This window comes from Actinomadura gamaensis (assembly GCF_042652125.1).
Lineage (GTDB): Bacteria > Actinomycetota > Actinomycetes > Streptosporangiales > Streptosporangiaceae > Spirillospora > Spirillospora gamaensis.
Map to the genome: position 1 here is coordinate 1,202,169 of NZ_JBHSIT010000001.1, position 19,681 is coordinate 1,221,849.

A 19,681-nucleotide genomic window follows, 5' to 3' on the forward strand; every position below is an offset into this window, starting at 1 on the left:
GGGGAGCGGAGGGGACGCGCGCCCCCTCCAGAGGTGAGTTCGCCCGAAGATCGCCCGAGGTTCGCGCCGTGGCCATTTCGTGATCTTGAACCGGACGCCGCGCCCGGACGGCCCCGGCGGATTACGGTGGTCGGGTGAGCACGCCGAGCGCACCCGACCGCCGTCCCTCGCTGCCGACCCGACTGGCCCGGCTCGGCTTCGGCGACGCGGCCGGCGCCGAGCGGCTGCTCGCCGAGGCCGGGCCCGCCGTCACCGCCGAACTGCTGGACGACCTGGGCACCACGCCCGATCCGGACCTCGCGCTCCGCGGGCTGCTACCGCTCCTCACCGGCGCCGAGCGCGCGGGCGAGGCCGCCGCCCTGGCGACCGCGCTCGCCACCGAGCCGGCCGTCCGGGAGCGGCTGCTGGCCGTCCTCGGCGTGTCGTCGGCGCTGGCCGACCACCTCGCCCGGCACCCGTCCCACTGGCGCGTCCTCCGCGCCCGTAAGGACATGTCCGAAAAGGACGCCGAGGACGAGCCCCCCGACGGCCCGGAGCCCCGGCGCGAGTTCCTGGAGGCGGTCGGCGCCGATCCGGACGCCGGCGAGCCGGTGGCGCGCGACGCGTCCACCGAGACCCTCGGCGCGCTCCGCGTGGCCTACCGGAAGCACCTCCTCATGCTCGCCGGGCGCGACCTGACCGGCGAGCTGGACGTCGCGGAGGTCGCGGCCACCCTCGCCGACCTCGCCTCGGCCGCCCTCACCGCCGGGCTGGCGATCGCCCGCGCGCAGGTCCCCGAGCACGGGACCTGCCGCCTCGCCGTGATCGGCATGGGCAAGTGCGGCGGGCGCGAGCTCAACTACGTCAGCGACGTGGACGTCATCTTCGTGGCGGAGGCGCGCGACGGCCACCCCGAGGACGCCGCCCTGCGCGCCGCCACCCGCCTCGCCGCCGCGACCATGCGGGCGTGCTCGGCCACCACCCCCGAAGGCGCGCTCTGGGAGGTGGACGCGGCGCTGCGGCCCGAGGGCAAGGCCGGGCCGCTCGTCCGGACGCTCGCCAGCCACCGCGCCTACTACGAGCGCTGGGCCAAGACCTGGGAGTTCCAGGCGCTGCTGAAGGCCCGCCCGGTCGCCGGGGACGCCGAACTCGGCGCCCGGTACGCCGAGACGATCGGCCCGATCGTGTGGCGCGCGGCCGAGGGCGAGAGCTTCGTCGAGGACGTCCAGGCCATGCGCCGCCGCGTCGAGGCCGACCTGAACCAGCGCAACGCCGAGGCCGCCCGGCAGCTCAAGCTCGGGCCGGGCGGGCTGCGGGACGTCGAGTTCGCCGTCCAGCTCCTCCAGCTCGTCCACGGCCGGTCGGACGAGTCGCTGCGCGCCGCCGACACGCTGTCCGCGCTCGCCGCGCTCTCCCGGGGCGGCTACGTCGGGCGGGACGACGCCGCCGCGCTCGCGTCCGCCTACCGGTTCCTGCGCCGCGTCGAGCACCTCGTCCAGCTGCACCGGCTGCGCCGCACCCACATGGTCCCGGACGACCCCGCGGGCCTGCGCCGCCTCGGCCGCGCCCTCGGCCTGCGCACCGACCCGGTGGGGGAGTTCACGGCGCTGTGGCGGCGGCACGCCCGCGAGGTCCGCCGCCTCCACGAGAAGCTGTTCTACCGTCCGCTGCTGCTCGCCGTCGCGCGGCTGCCCGAGGAGGAGGCCCGCCTCACCCCGGACGCCGCGCGCGCCCGCCTGGAGGCGCTCGGCTACCGCGACCCGGCCGGGGCGCTGCGGCACATCCAGGCCCTGACCGCCGGGGTGTCCCGGCGCGCCGCGATCCAGCGGACGCTGCTCCCGGTCATGCTCGGCTGGTTCGCCGACGCCCCCGACCCGGACGCGGGCCTGCTCGGGTTCCGCCAGGTCAGCGACGCGCTCGGCACGACCCCCTGGTACCTGCGCCTGCTCCGCGACGACGTGACCGTGGCGGAGCGGATGGCGTGCGTCCTCGGGTCCAGCCGCTACGCCACCGACCTGCTGCTGCGCGCCCCCGAAGCGGTCGCCATGCTCGGCCGCGCGTCCGAGCTACGCCCGCGTCCCGCCCCGGCGCTGCGCGCGGAGGCCCTGGCCGCCGTCCGCCGCCACACCCCCGACCCCGACTCGCCGGCCGCGACCGCCGCGAGCGTCTCGGCGGAGGACGCGGTCACGGCGGTCCGGGCGGTGCGGAGGCGGGAGCTGTTCCGCGTGGCGGTCGCCGACCTGCTCGGACGGCTCGACCCGGTCGAGGTCGGCGAGGCGCTGACCGACATCGCCGCCGTCACGCTCGACGCCGCGCTCCGGGCCGCGATCGGCAAGATCGAGGTCGAGCGGCGCGGGCCGCTGCCGACGGCCGTGGCGATCGTCGCGATGGGACGGTTCGGAGGCCACGAGCTCGGCTACGGCAGCGACGCCGACCTGATGTTCGTGCACGACCCGGAGCCCGGCGCGGACGAGCGGGACGCCGCGTCCGCCGCGCACGCCGTCGCCGAGGAGATCCGGCGGCTGCTCGCGCTGCCCGCGCCCGACCCGCCGCTCCGGATCGACCCCGACCTGCGTCCCGAGGGGAAGGCCGGGCCGCTCGTGCGCAGCCTGGCGTCCTACGCGGCCTACTACGCCCGCTGGTCCGAGCCGTGGGAGAGCCAGGCCCTGCTGCGCGCCGACCCGCTCGTCGGCGACGCGGGGCTGCGCGAGCGGTTCCGCGCCGTCATCGACCCCGTCCGGTGGCCCGAGGACGGCGTGGGCGACGACGCCGTCCGGCAGATCAGGCGGCTCAAGGCCCGGATGGAGTCCGAGCGGCTGCCGCGCGGCGTGGACCGCCGCCTGCACCTCAAGCTCGGGCCCGGCGGCCTCTCCGACGTCGAGTGGGTCGCGCAGCTCCTCCAGCTCCGGCACGCCCACCACGTCCCGGAGCTGCGCACGACCCGCACCCTGGCCGCGCTCGACGCCGCCGTCGGCGCCCGCCTGCTCGACCCCGAGGACGCCGCCGAACTCGCCGAGGCCTGGCGGCTCGCGACGCGGATCCGGTCCGCGATCGTCCTGGTCAGGGGCCGCCCGTCCGACCTGCTGCCGACCGAGCACCACCACGAGCGCAGCGCCGTCGCCCACGTCCTCGGCTACCCGTCCGCCGGGGACCTGCTGGAGGACTACCGCCGCCACGCCCGCCGCGCCCGGACCGTCGTCGAACGCACCTTCTACGGCTGACCCCGCCCGATCGCGGCCGACCCCGGCTCATCGCGGCATCGCGGTCGAATGCGGCATCGCGGTCGATGGCGGCATCGCGGCTGATTCCGGGCTTCGTCCGGACCTGGACGTCCGCTTCCGGACGGTCGCGGCCCCAAGCGGCGCCCTCGCTGACGTCAGCCGCAGGCCTCGCGGCCGGGGGAGCGGCGGAAGCGCGGGACGACGACGCGCGCGCCGCCGTAGGCCAGGCCGAAGCCCAGCGCGGCGGCGGTCGCGCCGCCCACGGCGTCCAGCAGGTAGTGGTTGGCGGTGCCCATGATGATGAGGATGGTGGCGACCGGGTAGAGCGCGGCGAGCACCACGGCCCAGCGGCGGCGGGTGATCGCGATGATCGAGGCGGCGCACCACAGCGACCAGGCGGTGTGCATGGACGGCATCGCCGCGTACTGGTTGGACACCGAGGCCGTCGGACCGGAGTCGTAGATGCCCCAGGTGCCGAAGCTGATCACCGTGTCGGTGAAGCCCGCCAGCATCCGCGGCGGGGCCAGCGGGTACAGCCAGAAGCCGAGCAGGCCGATCAGCGTCATCACGAACAGCGCCGCCCGGCTCACCCGGTAGGACGCCGGATGCCGCCAGTACAGCCACACCAGGACGCCGATCGTCATGATGAAGTGCATCGTCGAGTAGAAGTAGTTCGCCGGGACGGCGATCCACCCGTGCTCGACGAACAGGCGGTTCAGCGAGTACTCGACGTCGAGGCCGGTCTTGGACTCGGCGTTCAGCAGGTCGTGGCCATGCGCGAGCGCGAGCGCGCGTTCGGTCGGGACCAGGTTGCGGACGAGCTCGTAGGCGAAGTAGCAGATCAGGACGATGGCGAGCTCGGACCACAGGCGCGGCCTGGTGACGCCGCTCGCCGGCTCGGGCGCCCCGGCCGGACCCGGCCCGGTCCCTGAGAGATCCGCCGTCCTGGCCATGATCTGAGCATCTCAGACTCGGTCGGGGGACCCGGCACCGGCCACGGCCCGAAGGCGAACCATTACCCGCATCCGACCCGTCCGCACCCTGGTCCCCACGGCCGCGCGCGCCCGGAGCAGCCCCTGCGGGGTGCGCTCGTACAGCAGCCACGACAGGGCGAGGGATCCGGCGATGAGCGCGATGCCGATCACCGCGTCCAGGATGTAGTGGTTGGCGGTCGACAGGATGACCAGCACGGTCGTCACCGGGTAGAGCACCCCGAGCGCCTTCACCCACTTCTGGGTGCCGAGCCGGACCAGGACGAAGCCGCACCACAGCGACCAGCCGGCGTGCATCGACGGCATCGCCGCGTACTGGTTGGTCATGGTCCCGGCGGAGTCGCCGGAGTACAGGCCCCAGGAGTGCAGCGCGGTCACCGGGTCGACGAACCCGACGCTGCCGAGGAAGCGCGGCGGGGCCAGCGGGTACAGCCAGAACCCGATCAGCGCCAGCCCGGTCGCGATCATCACCGCCATGCGCAGCCACCGGTACTCGCCCGGCCGGTACCGGTACAGCCACACCACCAGGCTCGTCGTGACCACGAAGTGCATGCTCGCGTAGAACAGGTTCGCCGCCTTGGCGAGCCACGGCACGTCCAGCAGCCACCGGTTGAGGTCGAGCTCCACGTCGATGCCGAGCCCGCGCTCCAGCCGCAGGATGTCGTTCGCGTGCTGGAACGCCGAGCCGGTGCCGTCCTGGACCAGGACGATCCGGGTCAGGGTGTAGGCCGAGTAGAACAGGGCGATCAGCACGAGCTCGCGCCAGAGCGGCGGCGCGCCGGAATAGCCGGCGCGCAGGACGCGCGCGAACCGGGTCAGGCGGCCGGCGGACGGGTGGGACTGCGCCGATTCCCGTCGGGGCAGGGGCACGCGCCCGGTCGGGGCGGCGGTCTCCTCGGTCTGGCCGCGGGGAGCTGCTGGGGCGGTTTGGGCCATGCTACCTATCTTTGCCGCGCGGCCACCCGTTTGAGATCACCGCGACGAATGGTCTTCATCTCAGACTTGAGTAGTACGCCTCGGCGGGGAAGTCCGGACTTCAGGGTGAGGGGCCCTGGCACCCGGAGGCGGCGCGAACTCGATGGGAACGGGAGTCAGCATAGGAGGCCCGGGGTAGATCATGGATCGCCCCCCGCGGAACGACTGGGGGGACGAATGTTGCAAATGGTGCCAGTGGGGCATCTCGGGGTGCCAACCGCCCTCGCGCTGACCTTTTTCGGCCTGTCGGGATGCTCGGGCGCGGACGGTGTGGCGACACCCTCCGCCACGCGCTCCGCCGCCCGGGAAGCCTCGTCCTCGGAGGTGACCTCGGCGGCGTCCCCGTCCGGTTCCTCCGGGCGCGCGGCGCCTCCGCTGCCCGCCTCGATCACCGGACAGCGCCCGTCCTGGGGTCCCTGTTCCGGGCTCCCCACCAACCCGCCCATCACCACCGGGCGCAACGGCACGCCGAGCTGCGCCCGGATCAAGGTGCCGCTCGACTACGCCCAGCCCGGCGGCGCGACGGTCGAACTCGCCCTGCTCCGCTTCCCCGCGACCGACCCCGCCCATCGCATCGGCTCCCTGCTCTTCAACTTCGGCGGCCCCGGCGCGAGCGGCACCGACACCCTCGCCGAGTCCGCCGGCCAGTTCCAGGGCCTGGCGAAACGCTACGACCTCGTCGGCTTCGACCCGCGCGGCGTCGGCCGGAGCACCGCGGTGCGCTGCCTCGACGACCGCGCCCTCGACCGGTACACCGCGTCCGACGCCACCCCGGACGACGCGTCCGAGGAAAAGGCCCTCATTGACGAGGATGCCGCCTACATCCGGAGCTGCGCCGGCAACTCCGGTGCTCTCCTCCCGCACGTCGGAACGACGTCCGCCGCCCGTGACATGGACGTCGTCCGGACCGTCCTGGGCGACGCGAAGCTGCACTACTTCGGCATCTCCTACGGGACGTGGCTCGGCGCGAACAACGCCCACCAGCTTCCCGGCAACGTCGGACGCGCCGTCCTCGACGGCGCCGTCGACACCAGGATCAGCGGGATCGACCTCGCGCTCCAGCAGGCCGCCGCCTTCCAGCGCGCCCTCGGCAACTTCGCCCAGTACTGCGCGAAGCTCGGCGCGACGCAATGCCCGATGGGAACCGACAAGGACGCCGTCGTCGCGTCCGTCCAGAAACTCCTGGACGGCCTGGACGCCCGTCCGCTCCCCACCCAGCAGAAGCGGCAGCTCACCCAGTCCCTCGGCGAGACGGGCGTCTCCGCCGCCCTCTACGACCAGACGTCCTGGAAGATCCTCGCGCAGGGACTCGCCAACGCCCAGCGTGGCGACGGCACCCTCCTGCTCATGCTCGCCGACCTCCAGAACGGCCGCGAGGACGACGGCCACTACGCCAACCTGCTCGCCGCCTACACGGCCGTGAGCTGCGCCGACACCACCGAGCGCTACACCGTCCAGGACGTCCGGCGCGAGCTGCCCCGCTTCCGCAAGGCCTCTCCCGTCTTCGGGCCGTCCGCCGCGTGGAGCCTGCTCAGCTGCACCGGCTGGCCCTACCGCGGCGACGACGCGGCCAAGGAGGTCTCCGCGCCGTCCGCCGCGCCGATCGTCGTCGTCGGGAACGTCGGCGACCCGGCCACGCCCTACGCCTGGGCCCCGGCCCTGACCAAAGAGATCGGCGGCCGGGCCGCCCTGCTCACCCTCAAGGGCCAGGGCCACGGCGCCTACCTCACCGGCGACCGCTGCGTCGTGGACACCGTGAACTCCTACCTGCTGGACGGCACGGTCCCGCCCAGCGGCAAGACCTGCTCGTGACCGCCCTCACTCGACCGGGACGACCTGCTCCACGACCATCGGCTCCTTCAGCGCGTTCCCGACCGTGCAGTACTTGTCGTGGACGCGCTTGGCGACGGCCTGCAACACCTCGGCCGCCTTCTCGTCGCCCTCGGGGAGCTCCACGTCATAGGTGATCGTGATCGTGCCGAGCTTGCTGGTCTCGACCTTGTCGGCCTTCACGTCCGCCGCGAGCCGCACCATCCGGTGCCCCCGCTTGGCGGTCAGCGGCTCCACCGTGACGAGCTCGCACCCGGCCAGCGCCGTCAGCAGCAGCTCGACCGGCGTGAACGTGCCGTCCTCGTCCCCGGTCCCGATCGCCACGGACGCGCCGCGCCCGTTCGTCCCGACGAACCCGCCGTCCGCCGTCCGCTCGACCCGCACTTCGGCCATGGCGCTCTCCTTGATCGTTCCAACATCCGTCCCATCCCAACACGAACCACCCCCAAGAAGTTCCCACCCCGGCGGAGTAGCCCGAGGAAGGAGCCTGCCCGAACTCCTAAGGGCGCCTCCCCGACCTCGCTAAAGCGCCCTCAAGCGGTCACGGCTCTGTGGCTCGCACGTCGTAGTCTCGCCAGGCGTGAGCGCAGGACCGACCTGCCCCAACCCGCTCAGCGACGACAGTGCCCCGCCCTCCTGTGCGGGGTGCGGGGCACGGTGCATCGCAGGCTCGGACTACTTCGCCTCGCCGTTGAGGGCAGGCCCCGAGGACGGGACGCACAGCTCTCGGTACGCCTCGCCGAGCTCAGTCGCCTCGGGCACGCCGAGTCGCCTGACGGCCGTGAGGACTTCCGCGGCTCGCCAGTAGTTGGACGGGACCAGTCGCCCGCTCGTGACCGCCTCAAGGGCCGTGTGTGCGGCTTCGTCGGGCTGGTCCGCGGTAAGGAGCGCCAACGCCAGGTCGAGACGTGCCGAGGCCGCCCGGCGCGGCCGGGCCGGACCGTTCACACCGGTCTCCAATCGGCTGAGCACTTGGCGGGCGTAGCGCTCGCCGGCGGGGTCACCGAGCCATGAGAGCGTCGTCGCGGTGTAGGCCTCGCTCTTGGCCGGGTCGTAACGGTAGTGATGCTCCGGCCGGTCAGGCATTGGCAGCGCCGACACGAGCTCCTGCACGCGCCCTAGCGCGTTCCGGGCTTCACGACCCTTGCCGAGGCGCGCCCAAGCTCGTCCTTCCTGCGCGGTCGCCTGGATGAAGGCCGAGCTGCCGTCCGGGGCGGTCTCTTGTGCTGCTCTGGCGAGTTCGACGGCGCGGTTCAGCTTCCCGGCGGTGAGTTCCTGCCATGCCTTGGTCTCAAGGCACCACGCCGTGATCTCGCGGTGCTCGGCGTGTCGGGCGAGCTGCCCAGCCGTCCTGAGACGGGCCGCCGCCGCGTGATCCTGGCTCAGGTCGATGTCGCAGGTCGCGGCGAGCAGCGAAAGCCATCCTCCGATCACCAGGAGGCGGCGCCGCTCGGAAAGCGTCATCCGGGCGTCCATGAGAGCCGTGACGTACGACAGATGGCGACGCGCCCGCACGAGCAGCGCCCCAGGCGGTGTTCGTGGGTAGGCGACGGCCAATTCGTCCACGGTCGCCTCTAGCCCGGTCAGAGTCTCGTCTCCCACGTCGCTTGCGGCGATGCGGCGCGCGAGCTCGAGCGCTTCGGTTTCGTCGTCCAACGCGACATCGTCCGCCAGGATTACCGCCGGGCTCCGGGAACCGCCGAACAGCTCGTCTTCGCTCTTGCCTGTCGCCAGGGAGTACAGCTTGCGGTAGCGGCCTCCGGGGGTGTGGTCCCCGCGCTCCCATTGCTTGATCATGTTCGCGAGGGTGGGGACATGCGGCAGGCCGTCCCGGTCGGCCGGGTCGGCGGCGGCCCGTAGGCGGCGGGCCATCTCCGCTCGCGACCAGTACGGCGGAGCCTCGCGCGCCGCACGCAGGCGCGCGCCGACGCCCTTTTTGTCGGTGGACATGTTGCGATGCACCTCTCACCGAACGACGGGGTGACCGTGGGTCACCCCCTCTCACCCTCATTCTCCCGTTCCTCCGCGTCCTGCGCTGCGGATTCACTTGAGGTGCGGGCCCGGCGATCCTTCGCCGTCCCGTCGACGCGTGTCGGTCGCGGCCAGAGCGACTCAGCCGGTCGCGGCCGACACGCCCCCGCAATGAAGACGGCCCCGGTCCGCTGGGCGAACAGCGGACCGGGGCCTTGATCGGACGCAGGAGGTCCGACCCATGAACGAGCGTAAGGGTGCGCCGGGCTTCGCCTCGGCGAGACGGTCCGATCTGGCCGGCCTGGAACGCGACTTTCCCGACTGGTCGATCATCGTCTCCAGCACGGGACGGTACTGGGCCACGCGCGGCCCGCGTCCCGGCGAGCAGGTGCGGCACGGCGCGTCGGCGGCGGACGCCGACACCCCCGGGGAGCTGCGCGCACGGCTGGCCGAGATCTTCGCCGACGAAGAGGGTCGGTGGCTGTGAACGCGGGCGCGGCGGAACTCCTGGCCGGATCGCCCGCCGCGCCCGTCCGGCGGGAGGGACGCGATGTGTAGCCGCCGCCGGGACGACCTGCCCGACTCGGAGACGCTCCCCGACCTCGCCACGCTCACCCCTGACCAGCGGCTCTCGCTCCAGCTCTGGGCGTACAACAAGTTCCTCGACGCGATCGTCACCGAGTCCCAGCGCGCCTTCGGCCGGGCGGAGGATCCGGAAGCCGTCCGCGTTTACGGCGACATCGTGCAGCGGGCGGGGGTCCGCCGCCGCGAATACGAGCGCGGCACGAAGGCCTCGTAGCGAGTTGGAGATGCCGTGAGGTTCGAGGACACCGACGAGGGTTCTACGTCCTGGGACCAGAAAGGGGCGCGCTGACGATGTGGCAGGTCAGCGCGCCCCTTCAGGTCACACGTCGTAGTACAGCTCGAACTCGTGCGGGTGCGGGCGGAGGCGGATGGGGTCGATCTCGAACTCGTGCTTCATCGCGATGTAGGTCTCGATGAGGTCCGGAGTGAAGACGCCGCCCTCCAGGAGGTAGTCGTGGTCGGCCTCCAGCGCGGACAGGACGGCCTCCAGGGAGCCCGGCACCTGCGGGATCGCGCGGGCCTCCTCCGGCGGCAGCTCGTAGAGGTCCTTGTCGACCGGCTCGGCGGGCTCGATCTTGTTCTTGATGCCGTCCAGGCCGGCCATCAGCATCGCAGAGAACGCCAGGTACGGGTTGCAGGACGGGTCGGGCACGCGGAACTCGATGCGCTTGGCCTTCGGGTTCGAGCCGGTGATCGGCACGCGGATGCAGGCCGACCGGTTGCGCTGGGAGTACACGAGGTTCACCGGGGCCTCGAAGCCCGGCACCAGGCGGTGGTAGGAGTTCACCGTCGGGTTGGTGAAGGCCAGCAGGGACGGCGCGTGCCGGAGCAGGCCGCCGATGTAGTAGCGGGCGTTGTCGGACAGGCCCGCGTAGCCGACCTCGTCGTAGAACAGCGGCGAGCCGTCCTTCCACAGCGACTGGTGGCAGTGCATGCCCGAGCCGTTGTCGCCGAAGATCGGCTTCGGCATGAACGTCACCGTCTTGCCCGCCGCGCGCGCGACGTTCTTGACGATGTACTTGTAGAGCATCAGCTGGTCGGCGGTCTTGAGCAGGGTGTCGAAGCGGAAGTCGATCTCCGCCTGGCCCGCCGTGCCGACCTCGTGGTGCTGCATCTCGACGTGGATGCCCGACCGGAGCAGCTGCTCGACCATCTCCGAGCGCAGGTCGGTGTAGTGGTCCATCGGCGGGACGGGGAAGTAGCCGCCCTTGTACGGGGGCTTGGCGCCGAGGTTGCCCGCGGCCTCCTCGCGTCCGGTGTTCCACGCGCCCTCGATCGAGTCGAGGTAGTAGTAGCCCGCGTTCGCCTTCGTCTCGAACCGGACGTCGTCGAAGATGTAGAACTCGGCTTCGGGGCCGAAGTAGCAGGTGTCGGCCACGCCGGTACCGCGCAGGTAGTCCTGGGCCTTCTTCGCCACGTTGCGCGGGTCGCGGCTGTACGGCTCGCCCGTCAGCGGGTCGTGCACGAAGAAGTTGAGGATGAGCGTCTTGTGCTGGCGGAAGGGGTCCACCACCGCCGTGGACGGGTCCGGGAGCAGCAGCATGTCGGACTCGTGGATCTCCTGGAAGCCGCGCACCGACGAGCCGTCGAACATCAGCCCCTCGGTGAAGACGCCCTCCCCGAAGCTCTCCACCGGGAAGGTGAAGTGCTGCATCTTCCCGGGCAGGTCCACGAACCGGCAGTCCACGAAGCGGATGCCCTCGCGGTCGATAAAGTCCAGGACCTCTTTGGCGCTGCTGAACATTCAGCCTCCTTGGGGGCGCTCTTGGCTCCGGCAGCGTTTCAGGGAGCCGTTACCCGGCCGTGTCCCGTGTGTTTCGGCTGTGTTAAGCGTCACTGGGTGATGTCGGTCACGCGGCCCCATATCGCCCGCGCCGACCCGCATCCGGACGGCCCCGGGGACCGGATAGCGTAGAGCCATGGCAAGCGGTAAGCAGCGGGAGACCACCGCCACCAGGTGGACCCAGACATGGCTCGGCGGCGCGGCGTCCGCCGGGGTCGACCTCGGCACGCCGGGGGCCCGGCTCGGGCTGCCGAAGGAGGGCCCGGGCTCCGTCGCGACGTACGGCCGGCGGATCGTCGCGCTGCTGCTCGACCTGCTCGTCGCCGCCCTCGTCGGCGCGCTGTTCGCCAAGGCCCTGCACTGGAGCCCCGGCACCCGCTCGCTCGCCAACACCGGCGTCTTCGCCGCCATGGTGTGGCTGCTCACCGCCACTCTCGGCATGACGATCGGCAAGCGCCTGTGCGGGCTGCGCGTCGTCCGGCTTGACGGCCGCCCGGTCGGCTTCCTCTGGGCCCTGGTGCGGACGTTCCTGCTCGTCCTGGTCGTCCCGGCCCTCATCTGGGACCGCGACCACCGCGGCCTCCACGACCGCGCCGCCAACACCGTCGTCGTCCGCGCCGACTGACCTCTACACCAGCACGTCCGCGCCGAACGGCTGAGCGGGACGCGTCTGCGACGCGCATCCGCACAAGAACGTCCGCGCCGAACGGGTGAGCGGGACGCGTTTGCGCCGAGCGTCCGCACCAGAACGGCCGCGCCGAACGTCCGTACGAAAAACGGGAGGGCTCCCCACCGGGGAGCCCTCCCGTTCGTCGTGCGGAGCGGGGGTCAGCGCATCTTCGGCTTGGGGCCGCGCGGCATGCGGGCGCCCTTGGGCATCGGGCCCTTCGGCATCTGCATCGCGCGGGGGAGCGCCGCCAGACGGCTGTTGACGTCCTGCACCTGCGCCTTGGTCAGGTTGCGGGGGAGCTTCATCAGGTGCCGCTGGAGCTTGTCCACCGGGATCTGGCCCTCCTCGTCCCCGACCTGGATGTCATAGATCGGGACGGACGGGACGGCGCGCGAGATGCGCTTCTTCTCCGCGCCGAGGAGCTGCCCGACGCGGCTGCGCGGACCCTCCGAGACGATCACGACGCCCGGACGGCCGACCGCGCGGTGCACCATGTCCAGGTTGCGGTTGCCGGCGACGGCCTCGGTGACCGACCAGCCGCCGCGGGTGTTCTTCAGGACCGCCGCCGCCGCGCCCGGCTGCCCGGCGAGCACCGAGTACTGGGCGCGCTGCGCGAGCTGCCCGAACACGATCATGCCGACCGCGACCGCCGCGAGCACGCCCAGCGGGATGAAGAACCACAGGCTGCCGACGAACAGTCCGATGGCGACGACGACGACCAGGGTCCCGAGCGCGGCGGCGAACACGATCGGGAGGGCCTTGGGGTTCGCCTGGTGGAGGACCTGGGCGACCATGCGGATCTGCTTGAGGCGGCCCGGACGCTCCTGGGCCCCGTCCGTGGGCTTGTTCGACATGTCCTTAAGGATAGTGCTCGTGCTCAGCGCTCTCGCGCCTCGACGGCCTGCTTGTACAGCCGCCCCGCCCGGTAGCTGGACCGGACGAGCGGCCCGGACATGACGCCGGCGAACCCGAGCTCCTCCGCCTCGGCGGACAGCTCGACGAACTCCTCCGGCTTCACCCACCGCTCGACCGGGTGGTGCCGCGGCGACGGACGCAGGTACTGGGTGATCGTGATCAGCTCGCAGCCCGCCTCGTGCAGGTCGCGCAGCGCCTCGGAGACCTCCTCGCGCGTCTCGCCCATGCCGAGGATGAGGTTCGACTTGGTCACCAGGCCCGCCTCGCGCGCCCGCGTGATGACCTCCAGCGAGCGCTCGTAGCGGAAGCCGGGCCGGATCCGCTTGAAGATCCGCGGGACGGTCTCGACGTTGTGCGCGAGCACCTCCGGCCGCGAGGAGAACACCTCGGCGAGCTGGCCGGGGTCGGCGTTGAAGTCGGGGATCAGCAGCTCGACGCCGCAGCCGGGCACGGCCGCGTGGATCTGCCGGACGGTCTCGGCGTACAGCCAGGCGCCGCCGTCCTCCAGGTCGTCGCGGGCGACGCCGGTGACGGTCGCGTACCGCAGCCCCATCGTCGCCACGGACTCGGCGACCCGGCGCGGCTCGTCCCGGTCGAACTCGGCGGGCTTGCCGGTGTCGATCTGGCAGAAGTCGCAGCGCCGCGTGCACTGGTCGCCGCCGATGAGGAAGGTGGCCTCGCGGTCCTCCCAGCACTCGAAGATGTTCGGACAGCCCGCCTCCTGGCAGACCGTGTGCAGACCCTCGGATTTCACCAGCTGGGTCAGCTCGCGGTACTGCGGGCCCATCTTCAGCCGGGTCTTGATCCAGTCCGGCTTGCGCTCGATGGGGGTCTGGCTGTTCCGTACCTCGATGCGGAGGAGCTTGCGCCCCTCGGGTGTCGCCGTCGTCACCCCCACAGGGTACGTCCCGATCTCCAGTCCCCGCACGCCGGGCCGCCCGCGCGCCAACCCGCCGAGCCATCCACGCTCCACCCGCGGGGCCGCGCGCGCTCCGTCCGCCGGGCCGTGCGCGCTCAATCCGCCGGGCCGTGCGCGCTCAATCCGCCGGGCTGTGGGCGCTCCGCTCGCCGGGCCCTGCGCGCTTCGTCCGCACGCCGGGCCGTCCGCGCGCCCGCCTGCCGGGCCGTGCACGCTCCGCTTCCCGGCCGGGGCGTGCGCGCTCCGCTTTCCGCCGGGCCGTCCGTGAGAGGCCGTCTGGACGCGTCGGGGCAAACCGTCCGGGAGCGGCCGTCTGGGGCGCGGCGGGCCGGGTTGGCGCCGGGGCGCGCGCGGGTAGGACCTTCTCGCGGCGGCCGACGGGAGGAGAACCATGCTGATCAGCACGATGAACGACCTGCCGGGCTACGAGGTGACCGAGGTGCTCGGCGAGGTGTTCGGGCTGACCGTCCGCAGCCGGCATCTGGGGTCGCAGATCGGCGCGGGCCTGAAGTCCATGTTCGGCGGCGAGCTCAAGGGCATGACCAAGATGCTGGAGGAGAGCCGGATCGAGGCGCAGAACCGGCTGATGGAGGCGGCCCGGGAGCGCGGCGCGGACGCCGTCCTCGCGATGCGGTTCGACGCGAACGACCTCGGCGACCTCGGGCAGGAGATGGCCGCGTACGGGACGGCGGTCAAGGTGCGCAAGCTCACCTGAGGTTCCGCCCCGGCCGATTCCCGCGTTTCCACCCTGCGTAGCTGTGGATCTCTTTTAGGGTGACAGCCTGTCGCCGCACGCAGTCGCAAGTGGAGAGTAGGACCGCCGTGGGTCTCGCGTTGTCGTATCTGAGGGTGCCGCCCGTGGTCGAGGGGGAGATCGACCCCGCCCGCCTGGTCGCGTCGTCCGGCGCCGAGGACGGCCGCGTCCTCGACCTCGGCGGCGACTGGCAGGTGCTGCACTGGCTGCTCACCGGGGACGCCTGGGACGGCCGGCAGCCCGAGGCCGACGTCGTGTGCGGCGGCCGGCTGCTCACCGAGGACGGCGCGGACGCGACCGGCGCGGACGTGATCTACCTCGCCCCCGAGCGGGTCAAGGCCGCCGCCGCGCACCTCGACGCGACGCCCTTCGCCTCCCTGACGGGCCGCCTGGACGCCGACGCGATGCGCTCCGGCGGCGTCCAGGACGCCGACGACCCGCACGCCGAGGAACGCCTGCGGCCCGCCTACGCCCGCCTGACCGCGTTCTTCCGCGTGGCCGCCGGCGAGGGCGAGGCCGTCGTCAAACTCCTCCGCGCCCCCTGACGCCCCGACGCCCTCGCGGGTAGGGGCGGTCAGAGGGAGAGCTGGGCGGTGGTGCGGTGCAGGACCTCCGACGCGCCGAGGAGGGCGCCGAGATGGCGTTCCACCTGCGGGACGACCTCGGCGACCGGGACCGGACGGCCCAGCTCGGCGGTGAGGCTGGTGGACCCGGCGTCCCGGATGCCGCACGGGACGATCCGGTCGAACCATGACATGTCGCAGTCGCAGTTGATCATGAAGCCGTGCATGGTGACGCCGCGCGAGACCCGGATGCCGATCGAGCCGATCTTGCGGTCCGGCGTGCCGGGCACCCAGAGGCCGCTGCGGCCCTCGACGGTGGTCGTCTCCAGGCCGAACTCGGCGCAGACGTCCATCATCATGCGCTCCAGCAGCCGGACGTAGGCGACCACGTCCACCGGGTCGGGCAGCCGCAGGATGGGGTAGCCGGTCAGCTGCCCCGGCCCGTGCCAGGTGATCTTGCCGCCGCGGTCCACCTCGACGACCGGCGCGCCGGGGTCGCCGAACGGCCGGTCGAGCGGCTCGGTGCGCTTGCCCGCCGTGTAGACCGGCGTGTGCTCCAGCAGCAGGACGGTGTCGCCGATCTCACCGTCGGCGCGGCGCGCGTGGGTGCGGCGCTGGAGCTCCCAGCCCGCCTCGTAGTCCACGGCCGCGGTGCCGAAACCGGCGTGGACCACCGTCAGCGCGTCGATGTCGAAATTCGGAAGGGACGGCGCGGGGTTCCCGGTGTCACGAGCCGCGTCACGTACGTCAACATCGCTCACGCCCGCCAGCCTATGCCCCTACTCGCGGGTCAGGAGCCGCGGGTCGATGCGGACCTCCTTGACCCGGCCGGGGCCGTCCGCATCGATCCGGTACGCGCCCTGGCCGCTGGTGAACGTCACCGCCTGGACCAGCTCGGTGCCGACGTAGTGCAGCGCCACGTCCTCGTCGGCCGCGTAGCCGCCGGGCAGGACGCCCTCGCCCACCAGCAGCTGGAGCAGCGGGCGGCGCTGCGGCTCGCTGTCGTAGTGGACGCCGCAGGAGTACGGCAGCAGGCCCAGGCCGCCGGTGAACGGCTCCAGCTCGGGCCCGAACGAGTCGGTGTTGCCGCCCATGTGCCAGCACAGCGCCCCGGCGCTCTGCCCGGACAGCACGACGCCCTCGTGCCACGCCTCGGTCATGATCTCGTCCAGGCCGTGCACCCGCCACAGCGCCATGAGGTTGGCGACGCTGCCGCCGCCGACGTAGATCAGGTCCTGGGAGAGCAGGTGCTCGCGCATGTCGGCGACGTTCGGCATCGGGAACAGCGCGAGATGGCTGACCTCGGCGTCCAGCTCGCCGAACGCGGCGTAGAACAAGGCCAGGCTCTCGGGACGGTCGCCCATGGCGGTGGCCAGGAAGCAGATGCGCGGCCGGTCCTGGCCGGTGAGGTCGCAGGCGTAGCGCAGCAGGGGGCTCGGCACGGCTCCGCGCCGGTCGTCCCGGATGAAGGATCCCCCGCCGATCGCGAGGATGTGCGGCTGGCCGTCCGTGCTCATCTGCTTCCCTCCTCAGGGCGCGCGACGGTGACGCGCCTCATCGATCACGGTACGGCCGGCGATCGTCGGGAGGCGTGTTTTTGAAGATTCTTGGCAAGGCCGCGCCCAGTTCGGGGTCGGCGAACCGGAAACCGGCCTCGGCGAGCCGCCGCGGCACGACCCGCTGCCCCGGCAGGATCGCCTCGCGGGCGAAGCCCGGCAGCGCCATGCGCAGGGCGAACGCCGGGACGGGCAGGGGCGTCGGCCGGTGCACGGCGACGCCCAGCGCGTGCGTGAACTCGGCGTTGGTGACCGGGTTCGGGGCCGCCAGGTTCACCGGTCCGGACACCTCCTCGTCGATCAGGAAGCGCAGCGCGGCGACCTCGTCCGCGAGGGAGATCCAGGACCAGTACTGGTGGCCGGAGCCGAGCCGTCCGCCGAGGCCGACCCGGTACAGCGGGAGCAGCTTGCCCAGCAGGCCACCGCCCGGGTCGAGGACGTGCCCCGTGCGGGCGAACGCGACCCGCGCGCCCGCCTGCGCGGCGGGCCGGGCCGCGTCCTCCCAGGCGCGCGCGAGGTTGGCGAGGAAGCCCGTGCCGTTGGGGGAGTCCTCGTCGGCCTCGCGGTCGCCGGTGTCGCCGTAGAAGCCGATCGCCGAGCCGGAGACCAGCACCGGGACGCCCGCCTCGGCGACGGCCCGCGCGATCGTCGCGGTGCCCTGGACGCGGCTGAGCAGTAGCGTCCGGCGGTAGCGGGGCGTCCACGGCCGGTCCCCGATGCCCGCGCCCGCCAGGTGGACGACCGCGTCGACGCCTGACAGGTCCGCCGAGGACGCGCCGGACGGGTCCCAGCGCCGCTCGTCCGGCCCGGACGGCTCGCGCCGCACCATGCGGACCACCTCGTGCCCGTCGCCCGCCAGCGAACCGGCGAGGGCCGAGCCGATGAATCCCGAGGCTCCCGTGACCGCGACCTTCATGCCCCCACCCTAGGTGCCGGGGCGGGCCCGGCCGGGGATAGCCTCCGCACATGGCAAAGATCCCCACCGCGGCCGTGGCCGCCTCCGGTCTCGTCGGCGGCTACGCCGCCGCCCGCTTCACCCGCCGCCGCCCGCTCGGCGGCGCCGTCCTGGCCGCGGCCGGGGCCTACTGCGCGCGCGAGTGGCACCGGACGGCGGGCCCGAAGGGCACGGCCGCCCTGCTCACCGTGTACGTCGCGGGCTTCGGCGGCTCGCACGCGCTGGCGAAGAAGATCGGCGCGTGGCCGTCCGTGCTGGCCGTCGCGGCGGTCTCCGCGGGCTCGGCCTACGCGCTCTCCGACCGCAAGAGCTGACGCCCGACCCGTCCGGCAGCGCCCGGACGCGCCCGGCTCATCCGGCAGCGCCCGGACGCGCCCGACCTGTCCGAAGCGCACGGACGTGCGCGGACGTGCGCGGACGCGCATGGCTCGCCCGGCTCGTCCGAAGCGCCCGGACGCGCATGGCTCGCCTGGCCTGTCCGAAGCGCCTGGACGCGCGCGGGACGTCATCGTTCGCGGGAAGCGCGCCGGAGTTCCGCGCGCTTCCTGCGGTAGACGAGCACCCCGGCGACGCCTCCGGCGACCAGTCCGACGGGCAGGCCGTACAGCAGGCCCTTGATCGTGCCTCCGCCACCGCCGCTCGCGAACGCGACGCCGATCATGACGCCCGAGACGACCAGCGCGACCGCGAGCACGGCCACCGGGATCCACAGCTCGCGCGTGAAGTAGTAGCTGCGGCCGGGACGTCCGGCCGGCTCGTCGATGTCGGCGGCGGGACCGGCGACGGCGGCGAGCGGCCGCTTGGAGTAGGCCAGGAACAGCCAGTGCCCGCAGGGCTCCCATCCGTCCGGGGCGAGCGCCGCCGCGTGCGCCGCGCGTTCGCGGCGGCCCACCACGTCGCGCCGGTACTCCCAGCGCGTCGGGGACGCCAGGTCGCGGCGGCTCACGAAGCGGCCGAGGTGGTCGACGCGCTCGATCTCCCAGCCCTGCGCGCCGAACCGGTTCATCATCGCCTGGTCGACCGACGCGTCCGCCGACCAGACCCAGCGCTCCGCGTCCGGCTCCGGCCCCGAGGACGCCTCGGAACCCGTGCCTTCGGCGAACTCCTCGGCGAACCGGACGGCCGGGCCGAACTCGTCCTCCGGGTCCGCGCCCGACTCGGCCACGTGGCCGGAGAGCTCGGCGACCAGCGGTCCGATCCGCTCCTCGGCGACGCCGAGCCGCCGCAGCGCGCCCGCCAGGTCGTCGAAATACCGCTCGCTCATCCCTCACCCCCGGTCAGCAGCCTGCGGACGGCCTCGTGGAACTCCAGCCAGGACGCGCCCTGCTCGGCGAGGGCCGCCCGTCCGGCGTCCGTGAGCCGGTAGTAGCGGCGTCCGGGGCCGCGCTCGGCGGCCCGGAACTCGGCCTCGACGAGTCCGGCCTCCTCCAGCCGGTTCAGGACCGGATAGAGGGTGCCGCCCTTGATCTGGCCGAGCCCCGCCTCGTCCAGCGCCTTGGCGAGTTCGTAGCCGTAGCTCTCGCCGTGCCGCAGCGACGCGAGGACGGCGAGGTCGAGGACCCCCTTGAGCCAGTTGGCCCGCGGGTCCGCCGCCATCAGCGGCGTCCGGCGCGGGTCGCCGCCACGAGGACGGCGCCGAGGGCCAGCGCCATCGCGCCGACCCCGGCGATGACACCGGAGGACGTCGCCGACGCGTCGCCTCCGCCGGTCGCGGCCCCGATCGCGTAGACGGCCCCGGCGACAGCGAGCGCGGCGATCCCCGCGGCCGTGGCGCGGAACGACGCGCGCCGGGCGGCGCGGCGCTGCGCCGCGTCGGCCTGACGGATCGTCCGGTAGAGGACGACCGCGCCGACCAGCGCACCGGCGCCGGCGACCGCCACGGCGGCCGGCCCGTGGAACAGCACGGCGCCGAGGGCGATCCACATGCCCGCCAGTGGGAGCAAGGCGACCGCGGCGCGCGGGCGGGGGGTCTCGGTGGACGGTCCGTTCATGGTCGCTCCTCAGATGGTGCTC

At 73.1% G+C, this 19,681-nt stretch carries 21 protein-coding genes; 8 read left to right on the forward strand and 13 right to left on the reverse strand.

Going from position 1 to position 19,681, the window contains the following annotated elements; translation table 11 throughout:
* The first annotated feature begins 134 nt into the window (after nucleotides 1–134).
* Nucleotides 135–3,200: a bifunctional [glutamine synthetase] adenylyltransferase/[glutamine synthetase]-adenylyl-L-tyrosine phosphorylase gene (locus tag ACFPCY_RS05605; RefSeq protein WP_378252466.1), complete on the forward strand. Its 3,066-nt coding sequence runs from the start codon at nucleotides 135–137 to the stop codon at nucleotides 3,198–3,200.
* Nucleotides 3,201–3,355: 155 nt separating this feature from the next.
* Here the strand turns inward: ACFPCY_RS05605 and ACFPCY_RS05610 are convergent, their stop codons facing one another.
* Both ACFPCY_RS05610 and ACFPCY_RS05615 read right to left on the reverse strand, forming a co-directional pair.
* Nucleotides 3,356–4,153: a phosphatase PAP2 family protein gene (locus ACFPCY_RS05610; protein ID WP_378252467.1), complete on the reverse strand. Its 798-nt coding sequence runs from the start codon at nucleotides 4,151–4,153 to the stop codon at nucleotides 3,356–3,358.
* A 12-nt stretch (nucleotides 4,154–4,165) separates the two neighbouring features.
* A complete protein-coding gene (locus ACFPCY_RS05615; RefSeq protein ID WP_378252468.1) occupies nucleotides 4,166–5,128 on the reverse strand; it encodes a phosphatase PAP2 family protein in 963 nt (320 codons plus the stop codon).
* Between the two features lie 249 nt (nucleotides 5,129–5,377).
* Here ACFPCY_RS05615 and ACFPCY_RS05620 point away from each other — a divergent pair, with 249 nt between their 5' ends.
* Complete coding sequence (locus ACFPCY_RS05620) at nucleotides 5,378–6,979, forward strand: alpha/beta hydrolase (RefSeq protein ID WP_378252469.1); 1,602 nt, start codon at nucleotides 5,378–5,380, stop codon at nucleotides 6,977–6,979.
* 6 nt (nucleotides 6,980–6,985) lie between these two features.
* Here the strand turns inward: ACFPCY_RS05620 and ACFPCY_RS05625 are convergent, their stop codons facing one another.
* Together ACFPCY_RS05625 and ACFPCY_RS05630 are read right to left on the reverse strand one after the other, a co-directional pair.
* A complete protein-coding gene (locus ACFPCY_RS05625) occupies nucleotides 6,986–7,390 on the reverse strand; it encodes an OsmC family protein (RefSeq protein WP_378252470.1) in 405 nt (134 codons plus the stop codon).
* A gap of 282 nt (nucleotides 7,391–7,672) precedes the next feature.
* Nucleotides 7,673–8,947: a helix-turn-helix domain-containing protein gene (locus ACFPCY_RS05630; RefSeq protein ID WP_378252473.1), complete on the reverse strand. Its 1,275-nt coding sequence runs from the start codon at nucleotides 8,945–8,947 to the stop codon at nucleotides 7,673–7,675.
* Nucleotides 8,948–9,209: 262 nt separating this feature from the next.
* Here ACFPCY_RS05630 and ACFPCY_RS05635 point away from each other — a divergent pair, with 262 nt between their 5' ends.
* Entirely contained in the window at nucleotides 9,210–9,455 is a 246-nt protein-coding gene (locus ACFPCY_RS05635) for a hypothetical protein (RefSeq protein WP_378252474.1), read from the forward strand.
* Nucleotides 9,456–9,518: 63 nt separating this feature from the next.
* Complete coding sequence (locus ACFPCY_RS05640) at nucleotides 9,519–9,767, forward strand: hypothetical protein (RefSeq protein WP_378252475.1); 249 nt, start codon at nucleotides 9,519–9,521, stop codon at nucleotides 9,765–9,767.
* A gap of 105 nt (nucleotides 9,768–9,872) precedes the next feature.
* On the opposite strand, the gene glnA is transcribed toward ACFPCY_RS05640, so the two are convergent.
* Nucleotides 9,873–11,297: a type I glutamate--ammonia ligase gene (gene glnA / locus ACFPCY_RS05645; RefSeq protein ID WP_378252476.1), complete on the reverse strand. Its 1,425-nt coding sequence runs from the start codon at nucleotides 11,295–11,297 to the stop codon at nucleotides 9,873–9,875.
* 175 nt (nucleotides 11,298–11,472) lie between these two features.
* On the opposite strand from glnA, the gene ACFPCY_RS05650 reads away from it, so the two are divergent.
* On the forward strand, nucleotides 11,473–11,961 hold the full coding sequence (locus ACFPCY_RS05650) for an RDD family protein (RefSeq protein ID WP_378252477.1): 489 nt from the start codon (nucleotides 11,473–11,475) through the stop codon (nucleotides 11,959–11,961).
* 203 nt (nucleotides 11,962–12,164) lie between these two features.
* Here the strand turns inward: ACFPCY_RS05650 and ACFPCY_RS05655 are convergent, their stop codons facing one another.
* Together ACFPCY_RS05655 and lipA are read right to left on the reverse strand one after the other, a co-directional pair.
* Entirely contained in the window at nucleotides 12,165–12,860 is a 696-nt protein-coding gene (locus tag ACFPCY_RS05655; protein WP_378252478.1) for a DUF4191 domain-containing protein, read from the reverse strand.
* A 23-nt stretch (nucleotides 12,861–12,883) separates the two neighbouring features.
* Nucleotides 12,884–13,813, reverse strand: a complete 930-nt coding sequence (gene lipA, locus ACFPCY_RS05660; RefSeq protein WP_378252479.1) for a lipoyl synthase — start codon at nucleotides 13,811–13,813, stop codon at nucleotides 12,884–12,886.
* 418 nt (nucleotides 13,814–14,231) lie between these two features.
* Here lipA and ACFPCY_RS05665 point away from each other — a divergent pair, with 418 nt between their 5' ends.
* Together ACFPCY_RS05665 and ACFPCY_RS05670 are read left to right on the forward strand one after the other, a co-directional pair.
* Nucleotides 14,232–14,555, forward strand: a complete 324-nt coding sequence (locus ACFPCY_RS05665) for a YbjQ family protein (RefSeq protein ID WP_378252480.1) — start codon at nucleotides 14,232–14,234, stop codon at nucleotides 14,553–14,555.
* A gap of 143 nt (nucleotides 14,556–14,698) precedes the next feature.
* Entirely contained in the window at nucleotides 14,699–15,139 is a 441-nt protein-coding gene (locus ACFPCY_RS05670; RefSeq protein ID WP_378252481.1) for a DUF1877 family protein, read from the forward strand.
* Between the two features lie 29 nt (nucleotides 15,140–15,168).
* Here ACFPCY_RS05670 and lipB read toward each other — a convergent pair whose 3' ends face one another.
* The 3 genes from lipB to ACFPCY_RS05685 all read right to left on the reverse strand — a co-directional run bounded on the left by lipB (nucleotide 15,169) and on the right by ACFPCY_RS05685 (nucleotide 17,629).
* Nucleotides 15,169–15,837, reverse strand: coding sequence for a lipoyl(octanoyl) transferase LipB (gene lipB / locus ACFPCY_RS05675; protein ID WP_378252592.1), 669 nt, complete (start codon nucleotides 15,835–15,837; stop codon nucleotides 15,169–15,171).
* A gap of 99 nt (nucleotides 15,838–15,936) precedes the next feature.
* The gene (locus tag ACFPCY_RS05680) at nucleotides 15,937–16,674 is read right to left on the reverse strand and encodes a Type 1 glutamine amidotransferase-like domain-containing protein (protein WP_378252482.1); all 738 of its coding nucleotides are present in this window, start codon (nucleotides 16,672–16,674) and stop codon (nucleotides 15,937–15,939) included.
* Nucleotides 16,675–16,711: 37 nt separating this feature from the next.
* Nucleotides 16,712–17,629, reverse strand: coding sequence for a TIGR01777 family oxidoreductase (locus tag ACFPCY_RS05685; RefSeq protein WP_378252483.1), 918 nt, complete (start codon nucleotides 17,627–17,629; stop codon nucleotides 16,712–16,714).
* A 50-nt stretch (nucleotides 17,630–17,679) separates the two neighbouring features.
* Here ACFPCY_RS05685 and ACFPCY_RS05690 point away from each other — a divergent pair, with 50 nt between their 5' ends.
* Nucleotides 17,680–17,982, forward strand: coding sequence for a hypothetical protein (locus ACFPCY_RS05690; RefSeq protein WP_378252484.1), 303 nt, complete (start codon nucleotides 17,680–17,682; stop codon nucleotides 17,980–17,982).
* Nucleotides 17,983–18,173: 191 nt separating this feature from the next.
* Here ACFPCY_RS05690 and ACFPCY_RS05695 read toward each other — a convergent pair whose 3' ends face one another.
* Genes ACFPCY_RS05695 through ACFPCY_RS05705 form a run of 3 tightly spaced genes read right to left on the reverse strand, consistent with a single transcriptional unit; the run spans nucleotide 18,174 to nucleotide 19,659 of the window.
* On the reverse strand, nucleotides 18,174–18,932 hold the full coding sequence (locus ACFPCY_RS05695; protein ID WP_378252485.1) for a hypothetical protein: 759 nt from the start codon (nucleotides 18,930–18,932) through the stop codon (nucleotides 18,174–18,176).
* A complete protein-coding gene (locus ACFPCY_RS05700) occupies nucleotides 18,929–19,264 on the reverse strand; it encodes a PadR family transcriptional regulator (protein ID WP_378252486.1) in 336 nt (111 codons plus the stop codon). The genes ACFPCY_RS05695 and ACFPCY_RS05700 overlap by 4 nt, the downstream gene beginning before the upstream one ends.
* A complete protein-coding gene (locus ACFPCY_RS05705; RefSeq protein ID WP_378252487.1) occupies nucleotides 19,264–19,659 on the reverse strand; it encodes a hypothetical protein in 396 nt (131 codons plus the stop codon). Before ACFPCY_RS05705 ends, ACFPCY_RS05700 begins: the two co-directional genes overlap by 1 nt.
* Nucleotides 19,660–19,681: the final 22 nt, after the last annotated feature.